Raw genomic sequence first — 16,092 nt, forward strand, 5'->3', positions numbered from 1 at the left:
ATTGGTTTTATGAATGATGAATATAAGAATGATGAAGATAAGATGCTTTTTGAAGAGATAGAGAATCGATGTAGGCTCAATTTTGAGCTTCGGGGAAAGATGTCTTTAATACAACAAAAAAAGTATTTAGCGAATAAATCAGAGTTTACTCTGGGACATGTTGAAAAATTAATCTCGGATTGGATTAGTAGTAGAAGCGAATTTACAAAAATAAAACAGCCGATTAAATTTGACATGAAAAAACTTTTGTTAAATAAGAGTGAGATAGGTAATAGAGATCAATATATTAGAGCTAAAGGGCAAGAAATAATTGATTCATTAGGTGAAATGAGGTCATACAATTATTTGTATGTAACACATAGAGCTGATGGAATGGTCATTACTGTGGGGAAATCTTCTTCTAATGATATTTTTTTAGCTGGAGATCTTTTTTATCAACTCAATACAAATCACTTGTCTGGCACTGAAAATATAATTTTAAGGACGGAATATGGCAATGAAATATTTGCCAAATATGATGAGCTTTTAAAAAATTATTTGGACTGGGCTTGGATAATTCCGGTTGAGTCAGGAGATGCTAAGAAACTGGAGAGATTATTGGGCGATGAACTAATTAATAAAAAAGTACCAATTTTAAATTATTATTCCCATAGACAATAAAAGGCTATTTTTCATGATAATACTAGTTATAACTGTAAAAATGGAAGAAAATCTGGGAAAGAACTTTTTAAATAAGTGTATTGTTCGATTTTAATAAATAATAAGCAATACCATCCGTCTGTGTTGCGCAACATCGTACTAAAATGAATAGTTTTTCACAAAAAGAAAATCATCCATCGAATGAATGGAAGGTTTTAGTATACACGAGGTTAATGCCCCACTCTTTTATAATCAGAGGAGTGAGGTTTTTTCTATGAATGTTTCTATTTTCTTATTGCTAGTCTAGTTTCTCTTACGATGAAATTGGGATTCTATTCCAGTTTTTATTGATTTGCTGATAAAATAACTTGAATAGTGGATATAAACATGATAAATAAGAGAAGAATAACAAAACAAGATTGTGAAATGATTCTCAAATGAGTATAATAGAAAGAAAAAGGAGGAAGAATCAATGAAAATAGCAATTGCAGGCGCTGGCGCAATGGGAAGTCGCTTTGGGTTAATGCTTCACCAAGGTGGGAACGAGGTATTATTAATCGATGGCTGGGCAGAACATGTCCAACAAATCAAAGAACATGGATTACAAGCAAATTTTAATGGTAAAGAGGTAGAAGCAAAACTACCAATCGTTCTTCAATCCGAAGTAGAAAAAGAAGATCAAGTTGATCTGATTATTCTGTTTACCAAAGCGATGCAGCTGGAAAAAATGCTGCAGGATATCCAATCATTAATCAAAAAAGATACAGAGGTCTTATGTCTATTAAATGGTATCGGGCATGAAGATATTATTGAGAAATTTGTACCAATGGAAAATATCTATATTGGAAATACCATGTGGACGGCAGGTCTTGAAGGTCCTGGTCAGGTCAAATTATTTGGAAGTGGTTCAGTAGAATTACAAAATTTAGGTGATGGAAAAGAAGCAGCTGCAAAAAAATTAGCAGACAAATTGTCTGAATCAGGATTAAATGCTCATTTTTCTGATAATATTCACTATTCTATTTATCGCAAAGCATGTGTGAACGGAACAATGAACGGACTATGCACAATCTTAGACGTTAATATGGCTGAGCTAGGAAAAACATCGACTGCTCATAAAATGGTGGCGACGATTGTCAATGAGTTTGCCAAAGTAGCAGCAGTAGAGAAGATTGAATTAGATGTCCCAGAAGTCATTGCACATTGTGAATCTTGTTTTGACCCGGAAACAATTGGGCTACATTATCCTTCAATGTATCAAGACTTGATTAAGAACCATCGATTAACAGAAATCGATTATATCAATGGCGCAATTTCTAGAAAAGGGAAGAAATATGGTGTTGCGACGCCTTATTGTGATTTCTTGACTGAGCTTGTCCATGCAAAAGAAGATAGCTTGAACGTAAAATAAAGGAGAGATTGAATGGAAACTTCACAAAAAATATCACCGAAAATTTTTCTGAATAAAGTCCTCGCTGGTACAGCAACAGGAATCATTATTGGATTGATTCCTAATGCAGTATTAGGTGCCATTTTAAAATATTTTAGTGCGTATCCCTTTGCGGTAACGATCGCACAGTTAGCAGTTATTTTTCAACTAGCAACACCTTTGATCATTGGTGGTTTGATTGCCTTACAATTTGGATTTGATCCGATGAGAATGATGGTTGTAGCCGGAGCTTCTTTTGTTGGTTCTGGTGTAGTCAAATTCACACCTGATTTGGGTGAAACAGGTGTTTACGTTGGTGCTGGTACAGGCGATATTATTAATACGATGCTGACAGCGTCGATTGCTGTCGGGCTGATTTTACTGATTGGAAATAGTTTTGGGTCAGTGTCGATTGTGTTAACACCGATTGTTGTAGGTGTAGGTGCAGGTTTACTTGGTTTTTATTTATTCCCTTTTGTAACAGCAATTACTTCTGCAATTGGATCATTGATTAATAACTTCACTACCTTACAACCGCTGTTAATGTCTATCTTGATTGGTTGTTCCTTTGCCTTTTTGATTATCTCTCCTATTTCAACAGTAGCAATCGGAATGGCAATCCAACTAGATGGTGTTTCTGCTGGTGCGGCTGCGATGGGCGTAGCTGCAACCACTTTTGTTTTAGTAGTGAACTCTTGGAAGGTTAATAAGTCAGGTGTGACAATTGCGATTGCTTTAGGCGCTATGAAGATGATGATGCCTAATCTATTTAGAAAACCTGTGATTCTTATTCCTTGTTTAGTTAGTGCAGTGATTACAGCTATTCCTGTCGCTCTATTTTCTATTTCAGGTACGCCTGCTTCTGCTGGTTTCGGCGTGGTCGGACTTGTTGGTCCGTTGGCTTCTTTAGATGCAGGGCTAAATGGCTTTCTTGTTGTTCTTTGTTGGTTAATCATCCCTGTTTTTGCGGCACTAATTACTCAATTTTTATGCGAGAAAGTATTTAAACTGTATGATCGAGAAGAAGTCTTCAAATTTTTAGGCTAGTAGATTTTACTAAGAAATTTTCAATCAATGGATGCGTAAGTGAGATGTCAACAACATCTGACTTACGTTTTTTTGCCTTTTTGAGTAGGATTGATGCTGACAACTGAACTCTTCAGTGCCATTCGATTTTTTTAAGTGTAGAAGAAACTCACCTTTATGTTATTGGTTGTTCAAAAGGTAACTAGAATAAAAATATGTGTTAAAATGAGAAAAAATTTGATTGTTGGATGTATCGAATAATCACTAAAAAGTAGGGGAAGAAAATGATTTTTTTGCAAAAATATGGTTTTTATTTTTTATTATTAGGTGTGATTAGTGATTTATCGACACCGTATATCCTTGGCCTTTTTTATCCCAAACTGAATCAAATGACTACCGTAATTAGTGTGTTTGGTGACGTAGATAGTCCAGTCAGACGTGCTTTCTTGGTCTGGTCAGTTGTATCTGGACTTTTTTTTGTTCTTTCGTTGCCTGCGTTGTATCACCTATTTGTTGGAACATCAAAAACACTTGCAATACTTGCTGTTGCAACAGTTGGTTTATATGGGATAGGTGATTGTGTTTTTACTGGGTTATTCAGTATCAATACAAATGAAAGCTCTTGGAATCTATCGACTTGGATCCATAATATAGGTTCTGGGCTAGGCTATGCAGGCTTTCTACTTTTCCCATTGTTACTTGTTCTGCTTTATCGTCAAAGTGGTCAAGGTACGCTTAGCCATTTTTATCTTGTTTTAACAGTTATTAGTTTACTAATTGCAGGTCTTTACGGATTAGCACGGATTCCGTCGATTAGTCAGTTTGCCTTCTTTAAGCAATTGGGCTTCTTTCAACGCTTAAGTTTTTTCTTTAACTATTTGCCGATGATTTGTTTAAGTTTTTTTCAACTACGAAAGTAGAAAAAGCAGTGTGAAGCTGATTAAGTAAAAGAACTTCTCTGTGGGTAACCATTCGTGTGGATGTGTTCGACTAAGAATAGAGATGAGGAGAGCGAAAAGCAAGTTAGTCTTAACTTGTTATGCGTTGTGCTAAATTTCAGGTAGTCATTTTTTGAATGAATAAGAAGAAAACTTGAAAGAGGGTGACTTCATGTTAGATGTGGAGCAGATGGAAATAGACCTTTATAATATTATTTTAAATCGAAATACAAGAGAATGGGAAAGAACACAATTTGAAGAGGCAAAAGAAGACCTAGCAAAAATGTCGATAAAGCAGGTGATAGAAAAACTAGAGGTCAACTTGCGTCCGCTAGCACTACGAGATAATTTGACACCAGATGCGATGGATTTTTATTTAAGAATCACAGGGGAGTCAGCGAGTGCAAAAGCTTATGATTATGCCAAACATAAGATAACGTCACCCTTATACCAAGAACGGGCGATTTTTGCCGGTGGCTGTTTCTGGTGTATGGTTGAGCCTTTTGAAACAAAACCAGGTGTAATCTCAGTGTTATCTGGTTATACAGGTGGAGAGACCAAAAAACCAAATTACGATCAAGTCAGTGGTGGATATACTGGGCATGTTGAAGCGGTTGAAATCATATTTGATACACGTCAAATAACCTATGAAGAGCTGTTGGAGATTTATTGGCAAATTTCAGACCCTACAGATGCCTTTGGTCAATTTCAAGATCGGGGGAAACAATATCGTTCAATTCTATTTGTTGTTAATGAAAAGCAAAGGCGATTGGCTGAAAAATCAAGAGAACAACTGATTCAATCTAACCGATTTAGCCGTCCTATCGTTACAGAGATTCGCCAAGCAAAGACTTTTTGGCCAGCTGAAAATCATCATCAACAATTTTATCAGAAGCAACCTAAAAGATATAAAAAGATCAAGCATTCGCATCAGCTTCATTTATTTTTTCAGCGACATAGATAGAGGAAGGTTGTGGCGCAAAGCGTTCAGCTTCAAGTCGCAAGGAAACAGGAGGTATGACAAGTCTTTTGTCACAACTCCTGTTTTTTTACTAGCCTTTATTTCCATGTGAAAGAGAATTCGAATTGTAGAATCTTGATTTTTCTATGGAATTTTGTAGAGAATCATCTTGATAATCAATAGACACCTAATCGAATTCCACATTAATGATGAACTAAATTCCGTATGAAAGCGCAAACAATAACTATAAAATAAAAATGTATTCAGGAGGTGCTTATGTGAGTATCAAGTTAGACGATCGTCAAATGAGAATTTTAAATTTTCTATTGGAAAATGATCACACCACTTATCAAGAATTAGCTGAGCAACTTCAAGTTTCGACGAAAACAATTAGTAAAGCTATTGCTAATTTAAAAACTGTAGTTGAAAAGGAGATAAATCTACAAATTGTTGTTCAACCAAAAAAAGGTGTTTCGTTAGTAGGTGATAAAGAAGATTTAAGAAAACTACTGCCAGATTTTGAGATTACTAAAGTTGATACATCAGAAGATCGTATCACTTATGTCTTTGCTAAGTTACTGAATACAACTGGCTCTTTGAAAATACAAGATCTTGCAGATGAGCTTTTTGTTAGCAGATCAACGATGGAAAGTACGATCAAGGAAGTAAAAAAGAGAGTGATGAAGCACGGTATGGCAGTAATTTCTGACCGCAATGGATTGAAAATCAATGCGAGTGAGAAGGGTAAACGTAAGCTAATGTCAGAAGTATTGAATTATTATTGGGGTGGTTTTACGGCGTCTAGTAATAAATCAGATTTATTGGATTTGAATATTAATCTCTTGGGTGAAGCAAATAATTTTTTGGATAAAGAAATTTTGAAAAAAGTAGCAATGATTCTTAATCGCTTCATGGAAGAAACCCAGTTACAATTTACGGATTACGAATTTCAAACGCTAGCTATTCATCTAGCAATTGCGCTGGAACGAATTGATTCCAATAATTTTTTATTACAAGAAGGCGGGACAGAAAAAGAAATTTTAGAAAACACTAGCTACTTGATTGACATGTTAGAACAAGCCTTTCATTTTAACATTCCAAAGTATGAGCAAGAATATATTGATATTCATATCTCAGCGATCGAAAAAAATGCCATGAACCATAACTTGAGTGAGACCGCTTTACCTAATCTTGATCTGGGAGAGCAACTTAAGCAACTGGTACTTGATGAGCTGAATGAGTTTCATGCAGATGCAGAGCTCATTAACAATCTTGTGCTTCATCTCAATGCAGCTGTTAAACGATTACGTTTAGGCGTGAACATCCATAATCCATATACAGAAAAAATTAAATCATCATTTAAACAAGCCTTCTTTCTTAGTGTCGATTTACTCGAAAAAATAGAAGAACAATTTTTGGTGAGGTTTGATGATGACGAAATTGCTTATGTGACACTTCATATCCAATCCTTTTTGGACAGGTACAGACCTAATAAATCTGAAGTGTTGTTAGTTTGCAGCAGTGGATACGGAACTTCAAAATTATTGGAACAACGAATCAATAGAAACTTTGCAGATTCGATAAAAATCAAAAAAGTCCTGAGCATCAATGAACTTCAGGAAGAATATATCACAGATGAATTAGTAATCAGTACGATTCCAATTAAGAACGCTAAATTTCCGGTAGTAGTCGTTAGCCCATTGATGCTTGAAACAGATATCAAAAGAGTTCAACGATACTTGAAAGTTTCATTAGATCCAGAAAGTACATTTTTCGCATTACTTGATAAGAAATTTTGCTTTTTTAGCAAACAAAAAGGGGATACACAGAAAAATGTTCTTAGAATGATTACTTGCACCCTTCAAGAAATGGGCTATGCGAAGATAGGTATCTTAGAAAGTGCAACCCGTAGAGAGCAGTTGTCTTCTACTGCACTAAATGATTTTGCAATGCCGCATGCGGAGATAGCCTATGTCAATGAACCTGTTATTAGCATCTATGTTAATCCACAAGGCATCGACTGGAACGGAACTGTTGTACATTCAGTGTTTTTCTTCGCGTTAAATGAGCAAGTAAAACCAGAATTAAATAGCTTGTATGAAACATTTAATGAAATTGTTTCGAATCAACAAGCCCTAACAACACTAAGAGCTAGTTCCTCTTTTGAAGAATTAGTAAAAATATTGAAAGAGGCGGTATAGATGATACGTGAAAAAATCGACGAACGAAATGTCGTATTAGACTTAGAGGCTGGCTCTAAAGAAGAAGTAGTAGATCAATTAGCAACGTTACTGACAACTAACGGGTTTGTCTCTGAAGTTAATCAATTTAAAAAAGATGTTTTTGAACGAGAAGAACATATGACAACTGGAATTGGTCACAACATAGCGATCCCGCACGGAAAAAGCCAAGCAGTGATTGATTCAACGGTTGCAGTTGCCAAACTAAAGAATGAAGTCGACTGGGGTTCATTGGACAATCAGCCAGTAAACATCGTTTTCTTATTAGCTATCAAAGAAGCTGATAAGGGAAACGAGCATTTACGTGTTCTTGCAGAGCTATCTGGGAAATTAATGGATGATGATTTTGTGAAGGAAATCAAAGAATCAAAAAATAAAAAGGAGTTAATCAAAGCATTGACTTTTTAACAATTGGAGGAGAAGGAATATGACAAAAATGGTTGCAGTAACAGCATGTATCGCAGGAATCGCGCACACTTATATGGCGAAAGCAAACTTGGAAAAATTTGCTAAGAAAAATGGTATTGAAATCAAAGTTGAAACACAAGGCGCAATGGGAATGGAAAATAAATTGTCTGAAGCAGAAATTGCCGACGCCGACGTAGTCATCTTTGCGGTAGATACGAATGTGGCAGAACGTAGCCGGTTTGACGGAAAAAAAATTCTTACCGTGAGCACTTCCGAAGTGGTAAAAGATGGAGAAGAAACAATCAAGGAAGCAATGGCACGAATCAATAACTAATAATTTTTTGGGGGTAGGATCAATGGATATCAAGAAACAGGGAAAAGAAATATTAAACCATTTCCAAAGTGGAGTTTCCTATATGATTCCACTAGTAGTAGCTGCAGGTTTGTTGACTTCAATTGCTGTAATATTTGGTGGAACCGGTGTTTGGGATCAGACGGATACTTTCTGGGGTGTCTTGCGAATGATTGGTCAAACAGGGTTACAATTTATTGTGCCAATGATTTCCGCCTATATCGCGTACTCGATTGCTGATCGTCCTGGTTTAGCACCTGCATTTATTACAGGTATGATGTGTCAAAACTTAGGAATGGGCTTTATTGGAGGGATGGTTGCTGGTTTAGCCTGTGGTTACTTAGCAAATGCGTTGAAAAAAGTGAAAGTTCCGATGCAAGTAATCAGTTTAAAATCAATCATGCTAATTCCTTTTGTAACAACTTTAGTAGTAGGGCTAGTTTTATGGTATGTATTAGCAGCACCAATTCAAGGAATGACAGCTGGCTTAACGGCTTGGTTAGAAGGGATGTCTGGTGTTAATGCAGCACTAATGTCCGCAATATTAGGTGCCATGATGGCCTTTGATATGGGTGGACCAATCAATAAAATTGCGTATGCTTTTGGTGTTGCATCATTTTCAAGTGGAAGTTTTGGACCAAGTACAGCAATGCTGTTAGCTATTGCCATTCCCCCGTTTGGCATGTTTTTAGCAACTTTATTAAATAAAAAATTATATGATGATGCAGAACGTGATAACGCTAAGACTGCCATGATTATGGGATTAGTTGGTATTACAGAAGGAACGATTCCTTTTGCGGTGAAAGATCCATTACGTGTTATTCCAAGTATTGTAGTCGGAACTTCAATCGGCTGTGGATTGAGTGGTTTCTTTGGAATTACGCAAGAAACGATGCTTTCTACTTTCATGGCGATTCCATTTGTCACAAATATTCCATTATACCTAGTATCTATTGCAGTTGGCGGAATCATTACTGCGTTAATGGTAAATGCTTTGAAATCAATTAAATACAAGAAAGATCTAAAAACGACACAAGAAACATCAGTAGAATAAAGAAAGTAGGGTAATCGTAAATGGTAAAAGCACACGTTATTCAGCATACTCATTGGGATCGTGAATGGTATTTTACAAAAGAAGATGCCATCGTGTTATCCGATCAAGTATTTACTGAAGTTTTGGATGAGTTAGAGCGTAATCCAAACGTGAATTTTTGTTTGGATGGTCAAACATCTATTGTTGATGAATATGTAGAAATCAATCCAGAGAAACTAGAAACAATTCAACGATTAATGAAAGAAGGTCGGCTTTTTGTTGGCCCTTGGTACGCGCAAACAGATGCTTTGTTAGTTGACGCAGAATCTATTTTACGTAATTTAATGATTGGCATCAGCGACACAATTAATAAATATGGTGAACCAATGATGGTAGGCTACTTACCAGATACATTTGGATTTAATGCAAACTTACCAACATTGTTGCATCAAGCAGAAATTGATAATTTTATGTGCTGGCGGGGATTGAATTTTGAAACGATGGTATCGTCACCATATTTTATTTGGAAAGGTTTAGGGGATAAAATTGTTTATGCGATGAACTTCCCATACGGTTATATGACTGGCATGATGAATCTTGATGCCATTAATGATGTGCCGAAGTTTGTGAAAGATAAGTTGGATGTTGCTGTAGAAATGCTTCATATGCATGGGAACAATGAAGATATTTTGGTTCCATCTGGTGTGGATCAAAAGTCAATGGTACTTAACTTTGACCAAATCATCAATGAAATGAATCATTCGAGTAAGTATGACAATGTAATTTCGGATTATCCTTCTTATGTGGAAGTCATTCGGAGTAAAAAAGACTTACCACAATATGAAGGAGAGTTGAGACAACCAGTTTATTCTCGGGTTCATCGTTCAATTGGTTCTGTTCGAACACAGATGAAATTAGCTAATTTTAAACTGGAGCAAAAGATTTTGAAACGAATTGAGCCATTGATGCTGATTGCTGAAAAAAATGGAATTCGTATCGGAAAAGGTTTACTACGCCGTCTATGGAAAAAGGTATTAGAAAATCAAGCGCATGACAGTATCGGCGGCTGTGTTTCTGATAATGTTATGGAGGACATCAACCATAGAATCAAAGAAGCTAATGAGATTGCAGATGGGATAGAAAATCTCATTGTCAAAAGAATTGCAGATGCTTTAGATTTAAATGCAAATCAAGTTTTGGTCTTCAATACGACAACTGCACAGTATCAAGGTCCTAAGACAGTTCATATTGTTGCTAATTCAAAAAAAATTCAATTCAAAGGAAGCTCTTATGCCATTGTTGAAAAAGAAATATTTTATCCTGAACGTCAGAATGCTTATCGGATGACCGCCATTGGCTATGAATATTTTGACGAACCAGCTTACTATGAGTTAGATGTCAAAATAGAAGTAGAAGTCCCCGCGTTAGGATACACAATTGTTGAATTCGAGGAGAGCGAAGAAGAATTAGAAGCAGCTGTGAAAATGAATAAGACAGAAATCAAAAATGATGCACTAACAATTACCTTCAGCAAAGGTTCTCTGAAACTGATAGTCGGGAGCGTTGAATACCCTGATTTTATTCGTTTGGTTGATTCAGGGAATGCGGGTGACACTTATGATTATTCACCTCTTGAAGGAGATCACGAGGTACCGTTGAACTTCGACAAAGCAGAAGTGTTACTTGATTCTTCTAAAGAAACCTTGATTATTAATGGAAAGACTAAGCTACCGAAAAACTTGGAAGATCGACTAGCAAAACATCCAGAGGAAGCAGAAGTGGACTATCAAATTACTCTGAGCATTGGTGCTGGGGAAGTTGTGGAAGGTTCCATTAAAATAAAAAATACTATTTACTCACATCGTATTCGAATGGTAGTAAATGTATTGGATGACTCTGAAAAATCAATTGCCCAAATTCAAAATGGCTTTATCGAAAATAAACCGGACATTATTCCTGAAGATTGGCAAGAACGAATGGTTGAGAAGCCAGTGAATTTAGAAATTTTTGATAAAAGTGTGTCAGTTGTCAAGGATGATTCTTATCTAACTTTTTACGCAGATGGTTTGAAGGAATACGAACGGATTGGCCAAAAATTGTACATCACATTAATGGCAACAACTGGTGAACTTGGAAAGCCAAACCTTGCATGGCGTCCAGGGCGTGCTTCCGGAGATACGACTAATGAAGGACATATCATGATGCAAACACCATTAGCACAGGAAATAGGTGAATATCATTTTACTTTTGGATTTACGGTAAGAAATGGTGTGTTTGATGAATGGAAAGTCGCGAAACTATCCGAATCACGATTAGACCAATCAATTTCCTATCAAAAACAAAACTTAAACGTTTTTATTCAGCGGATAGATAATAAGATTTGGCCGTTGCAAAATGAATTAACTATTCCAACAGAATTTTCATTGGTTGAGTTTCCCGAAGAGCTACTCGTGTCAGCAATTTATCCCTCCTATTTTAATGAAGGCTATTATGTGGTTCGTTTTGCCAATCCAACAGCGAAGGAAGTGATTTTGCCAAAAGAAATTCTGGAAATGGGTGACGTGGTGAATGCTATTGAAAGAAAACAAGCGTCAACAACGATCCAACCTTATGACTATTTATCTCTTTTAATAACTATAGAAAAAACAACTGAAAAATAAGTAAACATCATTTAAAAATGAATAGCAACAAAGGACTCTGTGGGGATGACTGCAGAGCCTTTTTTTGGTTTGTATTTGTTCTTTTTCTCAGTCAGTTTTCTAGAAGACTGACTGATAAAAAGATTGATATTCTTGAATTTTTCAGTATGGCTGAAAAATTATGCTGTTGAATAAACAAAAGCAAAAAACTATTGATATCTTAACCAATTAAAGCATTCCCAAAGAAAACATGCTAAAATCGAGACAGAAATGATTTTCGTGTGAGGTCTGATTGGAGAGAAAATAATGAACATTGAAAAATTTATTACGGCAAGAAAGGCTGCCAACTTATCTCAAAAAGAAGTGTCTGAAGGAATTTGTACACAAGCAACATTAAGTAAATTTGAGAACAATGGTCAAGTCCCTTCGTTAAAAATTTTAATCAAATTATGTAATCGAATCAATCTTCCGTTAGTTGAACTTTTTTCTTCGATGAACGTGATCAATACACAACTTGATGAACAGCTAGAAAAAGCAGAGTTTTCATTGATTACGAGTGAATATGAACAATTGACACAGATTTTAGCAGCCATTGATCCCAAGGTAATTGACGAGTCTGAGCTGATTGCACGTTACTACTATCTAAAAGGATTTGAAATGATTTTTACGAATGCACCAATTACGGATGTGTTGTTCCATTTTGATCAGTTGTTGATGGCAGAAACAGCCAATACGTTGTTTCGTTTATTGGCATATACAGGTATTGGAATGGTCTATGCTAGAGAAAAAGAGTTGGAAAAAGCAGAAGTTTATTTCAATCGAGTGTTTGAAAAAATTTATACGTATCCGATTCATACAACAGAAGATATCTGGCGGGTGTTAAATATCGTCTTTCATTGTGGTGTTTTTTTTGCGCAAGACGGTGATTTGGAAACAAGTGATGCACTACTAAATTACGCAATCGATATTTGTTCGGATAACCATTTGACTTATTACTTAGCACGAGCTGCTGCCCAATTAGCGAAGAACGCACAGGCTAAAAATAAGTCGAAGGCAGAAGTGCTCGAATTGATTCAAGATGCACTAGCTTTTGCTAAAATTAATAAAAACAAAAAATTAATTGATGAATTAAATCGTATGAAAAAAAATGATACTATTGATTAACGAAGGAAAAAATACTTATTTTTGTTATGCTAACTTTGAAAAAATTCACCAAAGATGATTAGGGATAGACGGGTATGGCAGCAAGATAGAGTAATAAAATAAAGTCGTAATTCTCGTAAAATACGTTATAAAGCATGCTTGATCTCCGTTTGTCGTTGCAGTATTTATTTTAAGTAGGTTAACCATCAAATAGAAAACGATAGTTAGAGGGAAATAAGCAACACACAAAAATGTGTTGTTTGTTTCCCTTATTTGTTTTTTTACAATATAAAATTTTATATTAAAATTACCTTATTATATAAAAAAATATATAAAATTGGTTGACAAATAAATCTAGCAGGCGTATCCTCTGATTGTGAAAACAGTAACAAAAATAAAAACTAATTACTCATGTAATCCGTAGTTCAAGTAAAGAAGGTACAAAAATGAATCAGGTGATCGAAGAAACGAAAATCTGGCAAATGATGGGGACAACAATTACATTACAAGTTGGGCATGAAGAGCCTAGTCGATTACTAGCAGAGTTAGGCGAATGGTTGCACGTTTATGAACATCGCTTCAGCGCACATGATGCAACATCTGAATTAATGGCCATCAATCAAGCTGCTGGACGACAAGCTGTGATTGTACATCCTGAACTTTTTGAGCTCATCAAATTAGGAAAAGCACATAGTTGTGCAAGAAATAGTTATCTGAATATTGCTATTGGTCCGGTTGTACAAAAATGGCACATTGGGTTTGAAGATGCATTGGTTCCAACAAAAGCAGAGATAACTGAGTTACTTCCGCTAACGGATCCACACCAAATTCAATTAGATGAAAAAATGAAAACCGTTTTTTTAACCAAACCAGGAATGATGATTGACTTGGGGGCGTTAGCAAAAGGTTACATTGCAGATAAATTAATTACACATTGCCGAGAGCGAAATGCAGCGTTTGCTTTAGTTAACTTAGGAGGAAATATCGTTGTTTTTGGTGAATCACCAAGACGTTCGGATGGTGCTTGGCGTATTGGTTTGCGAAATCCTAAAGGTTCACGTGAAGAGTCGCTTGCGGTGGTTAAATTAAGCAACCAATCTTTAGTTACCTCTGGAATCTACGAACGTTATCTACAAAATGGTTCGTCAGTGTATCATCACATCATTGATCCGAAAACTGGCTTTCCAGTTAAAAATGACGTAGCAAGCCTGACGATTTTGTCTGATTCTTCTGTAGATGGAGAAATCTGGACTACACGTTTATTTGGAGCATCTTCTTTAGAAGTGTTGAAAGCGCTTGAAGAACAGCCGGGTATCGAGGGAGCAGTTGTAACAAAAGAGAATCAATTCTTGTATACAAAAGGATTTGAAAAAATTTAGTACGTGCGAACAGTCAGAAATCGATGTTAGAAAGGAAAGAGAATGAAGATGAAATTTATTGGATTAGTAGGAACAAATTCAACGCGGTCAACAAACCGTGAATTATTACAGTTTATGAAAAATTATTTTGTAAATGAGGCAGAAATCGAAATTGTCGAAATCAAGGAGCTGCCACTATTTAACAAACCTGAAAACACAGAACTACCAAATGTTGTTAAAGAAATTGCTGGAAAAATTGAACAAGCAGATGGCGTAATCATCAGCACACCAGAGTATGACCATGCGGTTCCTGCTTCATTGATTAACGCATTAAATTGGCTTTCATATGGTATTTTTCCGTTTGTGGATAAACCAGTGATGATTACCGGAGCGTCTTACGGCACGTTAGGTTCTTCACGCGCACAAGCACATTTGCGCCAAGTATTGGATTCACCAGAGTTAAAGGCACGAATTATGCCAAGCTCAGAATTTTTATTGGGTCATTCACTCCAAGCCTTTGATGAGCAAGGACGACTCATTGATGAAGAACAAGTCGCAAAATTACGTGAACTATTCAAAGATTTCTTACTCTTTGTCACAATCACTAGTCAATTGCAACATGCGCACCAAGCAAATAAACGTGAAGCCGAAAACTTTTCATGGGAAACGATTTAATCGAGGGGAGCAAACAAAGATGAAATTAATAGGTATCGTCGGATCAGCAGCTGAACTTTCATATAACCGTAAATTATTAACATTTATCCAAAAACAATATCATGAACTATTTAATTTAGAAATCATTGAAATCAAAGATTTGCCTCTGTTCAATCAAGATGATGATCAAACAAATAGTCCTGCTATTCAACAGCTAAATCGCAAAATCTTAATGGCTGATGGGGTAATTATTGCTACGCCAGAACACAATCATACGGTTCCAGCAGGATTGAAAAGTGCACTTGAATGGCTATCATTTAAAATCCATCCACTTGAAAATAAACCTGTAATGGTTGTGGGTGCTTCTTACTACGATCAAGGAACTTCACGCGCGCAATTACACTTGCGCCAAATTTTGGACGCACCAGGTGTGAATGCATTAGTGATGCCCGGAAATGAATTTTTATTGGGAAAAGCAAAAGAAGCATTTGACCAAGAGGGTCGCTTGATTGATCCACGAACTGTTGACTTTTTAGGCAGTACATTAGCAAGTTTTGTAAAATTCATTAAAGTCGTGTCTACCTTAGCAGGGCCTAAAAAGCTTCCACCAGAAGATTTGCATGCGACAGGAACAATTGCTACGACAATACCCGATGTTGATATGTCAGATGATCATTGGTTGGAAAAAGCTTCTGAAGCAGTCGGTGCCGTTTCTGGAAATACTTACGTCAAATTAAATCGTGGGTTATTGACAGTGGATCAAATCAATTACTTTTTAGATTCGATGCCGATGGAATTAACTTTTGCAGATAATAATAACCAATTTTTATATTATAATTTGCGCCAAGAAGCGAAAGAGATGTTAGCTGCTCGTGTGCCCGGTCAGGTAGGGAATCCATTAGCCAACTGTCACCCAGAAAAATCGTATAAAAATGTAGAGTGGGTAATTCAACAACTGCGAAGCGGAGCAACAGATGCGGTACGTGTTCATGTACCAAAACAAGTGCCAGAAAAATATATTGTGCATAATTACCAAGCAATGCATGATGAAAATGGAGAGTATGCTGGAATCAATGAATACATTCTTGATTTCAAACCAATCATTGAGTGGTATTTACAACAAACGGGTCAACAACTTGTTGGAAATGAAGATGCGGTTTCAAGTGCATCTGTTCATGATGAAAAAACAGATGCAGTAACCAGCGCCAGCACACACGATGAAACTGCAGTAGATGCAGTTTCGAGTGCTTCTGTAAAATAAAAACAATAAAA

At 36.2% G+C, this 16,092-nt stretch carries 14 protein-coding genes; all 14 read left to right on the forward strand.

Features of this window, described 5'->3' with window-relative positions; all coding sequences use genetic code 11:
* Positions 1-9 precede the first annotated feature (9 nt).
* Positions 10-660, forward strand: coding sequence for a hypothetical protein (locus tag IGJ76_RS01260; RefSeq protein ID WP_270660154.1), 651 nt, complete (start codon positions 10-12; stop codon positions 658-660).
* 451 nt (positions 661-1,111) lie between these two features.
* A complete protein-coding gene (locus IGJ76_RS01265) occupies positions 1,112-2,050 on the forward strand; it encodes a 2-dehydropantoate 2-reductase (protein WP_071868556.1) in 939 nt (312 codons plus the stop codon).
* Positions 2,051-2,062: 12 nt separating this feature from the next.
* Positions 2,063-3,115, forward strand: coding sequence for a PTS sugar transporter subunit IIC (locus IGJ76_RS01270; protein WP_071868557.1), 1,053 nt, complete (start codon positions 2,063-2,065; stop codon positions 3,113-3,115).
* Between the two features lie 263 nt (positions 3,116-3,378).
* A complete protein-coding gene (locus IGJ76_RS01275; RefSeq protein ID WP_071868558.1) occupies positions 3,379-4,014 on the forward strand; it encodes a DUF998 domain-containing protein in 636 nt (211 codons plus the stop codon).
* Between the two features lie 190 nt (positions 4,015-4,204).
* Complete coding sequence (msrA, locus tag IGJ76_RS01280) at positions 4,205-4,996, forward strand: peptide-methionine (S)-S-oxide reductase MsrA (RefSeq protein ID WP_430596682.1); 792 nt, start codon at positions 4,205-4,207, stop codon at positions 4,994-4,996.
* Between the two features lie 275 nt (positions 4,997-5,271).
* Entirely contained in the window at positions 5,272-7,194 is a 1,923-nt protein-coding gene (locus IGJ76_RS01285) for a BglG family transcription antiterminator (RefSeq protein WP_430596683.1), read from the forward strand.
* Positions 7,195-7,641, forward strand: coding sequence for a PTS sugar transporter subunit IIA (locus tag IGJ76_RS01290; protein WP_071868561.1), 447 nt, complete (start codon positions 7,195-7,197; stop codon positions 7,639-7,641).
* A 19-nt stretch (positions 7,642-7,660) separates the two neighbouring features.
* A complete protein-coding gene (locus IGJ76_RS01295) occupies positions 7,661-7,975 on the forward strand; it encodes a PTS fructose transporter subunit IIB (protein WP_071868562.1) in 315 nt (104 codons plus the stop codon).
* 22 nt (positions 7,976-7,997) lie between these two features.
* On the forward strand, positions 7,998-9,047 hold the full coding sequence (locus tag IGJ76_RS01300) for a PTS fructose transporter subunit IIC (RefSeq protein WP_067483239.1): 1,050 nt from the start codon (positions 7,998-8,000) through the stop codon (positions 9,045-9,047).
* Positions 9,048-9,067: 20 nt separating this feature from the next.
* Positions 9,068-11,686, forward strand: coding sequence for an alpha-mannosidase (locus IGJ76_RS01305; RefSeq protein ID WP_071868563.1), 2,619 nt, complete (start codon positions 9,068-9,070; stop codon positions 11,684-11,686).
* Positions 11,687-11,971: 285 nt separating this feature from the next.
* Complete coding sequence (locus IGJ76_RS01310) at positions 11,972-12,829, forward strand: helix-turn-helix domain-containing protein (RefSeq protein ID WP_071868564.1); 858 nt, start codon at positions 11,972-11,974, stop codon at positions 12,827-12,829.
* A 425-nt stretch (positions 12,830-13,254) separates the two neighbouring features.
* Positions 13,255-14,187, forward strand: coding sequence for an FAD:protein FMN transferase (locus tag IGJ76_RS01315; protein ID WP_067483233.1), 933 nt, complete (start codon positions 13,255-13,257; stop codon positions 14,185-14,187).
* Between the two features lie 48 nt (positions 14,188-14,235).
* Positions 14,236-14,841 (forward strand): NADPH-dependent FMN reductase, encoded by a 606-nt coding sequence (locus IGJ76_RS01320; protein ID WP_425319445.1) that lies wholly within the window; start codon positions 14,236-14,238, stop codon positions 14,839-14,841.
* 19 nt (positions 14,842-14,860) lie between these two features.
* A complete protein-coding gene (locus IGJ76_RS01325) occupies positions 14,861-16,081 on the forward strand; it encodes an NAD(P)H-dependent oxidoreductase (protein ID WP_368027232.1) in 1,221 nt (406 codons plus the stop codon).
* The last annotated feature ends 11 nt before the right edge of the window (positions 16,082-16,092 follow it).

The sequence above is a fragment of the Enterococcus sp. DIV0175 genome, from assembly GCF_050529075.1.
Lineage (GTDB): Bacteria > Bacillota > Bacilli > Lactobacillales > Enterococcaceae > Enterococcus_B > Enterococcus_B thailandicus.

Coding starts and splice junctions, on each gene's coding strand:
- IGJ76_RS01260 (WP_270660154.1), top strand. CDS start 10: ATGAATGATGAATATAAGAATGATGAAGATAAGATGCTTTTTGAAGAG.
- IGJ76_RS01265 (WP_071868556.1), top strand. CDS start 1,112: ATGAAAATAGCAATTGCAGGCGCTGGCGCAATGGGAAGTCGCTTTGGG.
- IGJ76_RS01270 (WP_071868557.1), top strand. CDS start 2,063: ATGGAAACTTCACAAAAAATATCACCGAAAATTTTTCTGAATAAAGTC.
- IGJ76_RS01275 (WP_071868558.1), top strand. CDS start 3,379: ATGATTTTTTTGCAAAAATATGGTTTTTATTTTTTATTATTAGGTGTG.
- msrA (WP_430596682.1), top strand. CDS start 4,205: ATGTTAGATGTGGAGCAGATGGAAATAGACCTTTATAATATTATTTTA.
- IGJ76_RS01290 (WP_071868561.1), top strand. CDS start 7,195: ATGATACGTGAAAAAATCGACGAACGAAATGTCGTATTAGACTTAGAG.
- IGJ76_RS01295 (WP_071868562.1), top strand. CDS start 7,661: ATGACAAAAATGGTTGCAGTAACAGCATGTATCGCAGGAATCGCGCAC.
- IGJ76_RS01300 (WP_067483239.1), top strand. CDS start 7,998: ATGGATATCAAGAAACAGGGAAAAGAAATATTAAACCATTTCCAAAGT.
- IGJ76_RS01305 (WP_071868563.1), top strand. CDS start 9,068: ATGGTAAAAGCACACGTTATTCAGCATACTCATTGGGATCGTGAATGG.
- IGJ76_RS01310 (WP_071868564.1), top strand. CDS start 11,972: ATGAACATTGAAAAATTTATTACGGCAAGAAAGGCTGCCAACTTATCT.
- IGJ76_RS01315 (WP_067483233.1), top strand. CDS start 13,255: ATGAATCAGGTGATCGAAGAAACGAAAATCTGGCAAATGATGGGGACA.
- IGJ76_RS01320 (WP_425319445.1), top strand. CDS start 14,236: ATGAAATTTATTGGATTAGTAGGAACAAATTCAACGCGGTCAACAAAC.
- IGJ76_RS01325 (WP_368027232.1), top strand. CDS start 14,861: ATGAAATTAATAGGTATCGTCGGATCAGCAGCTGAACTTTCATATAAC.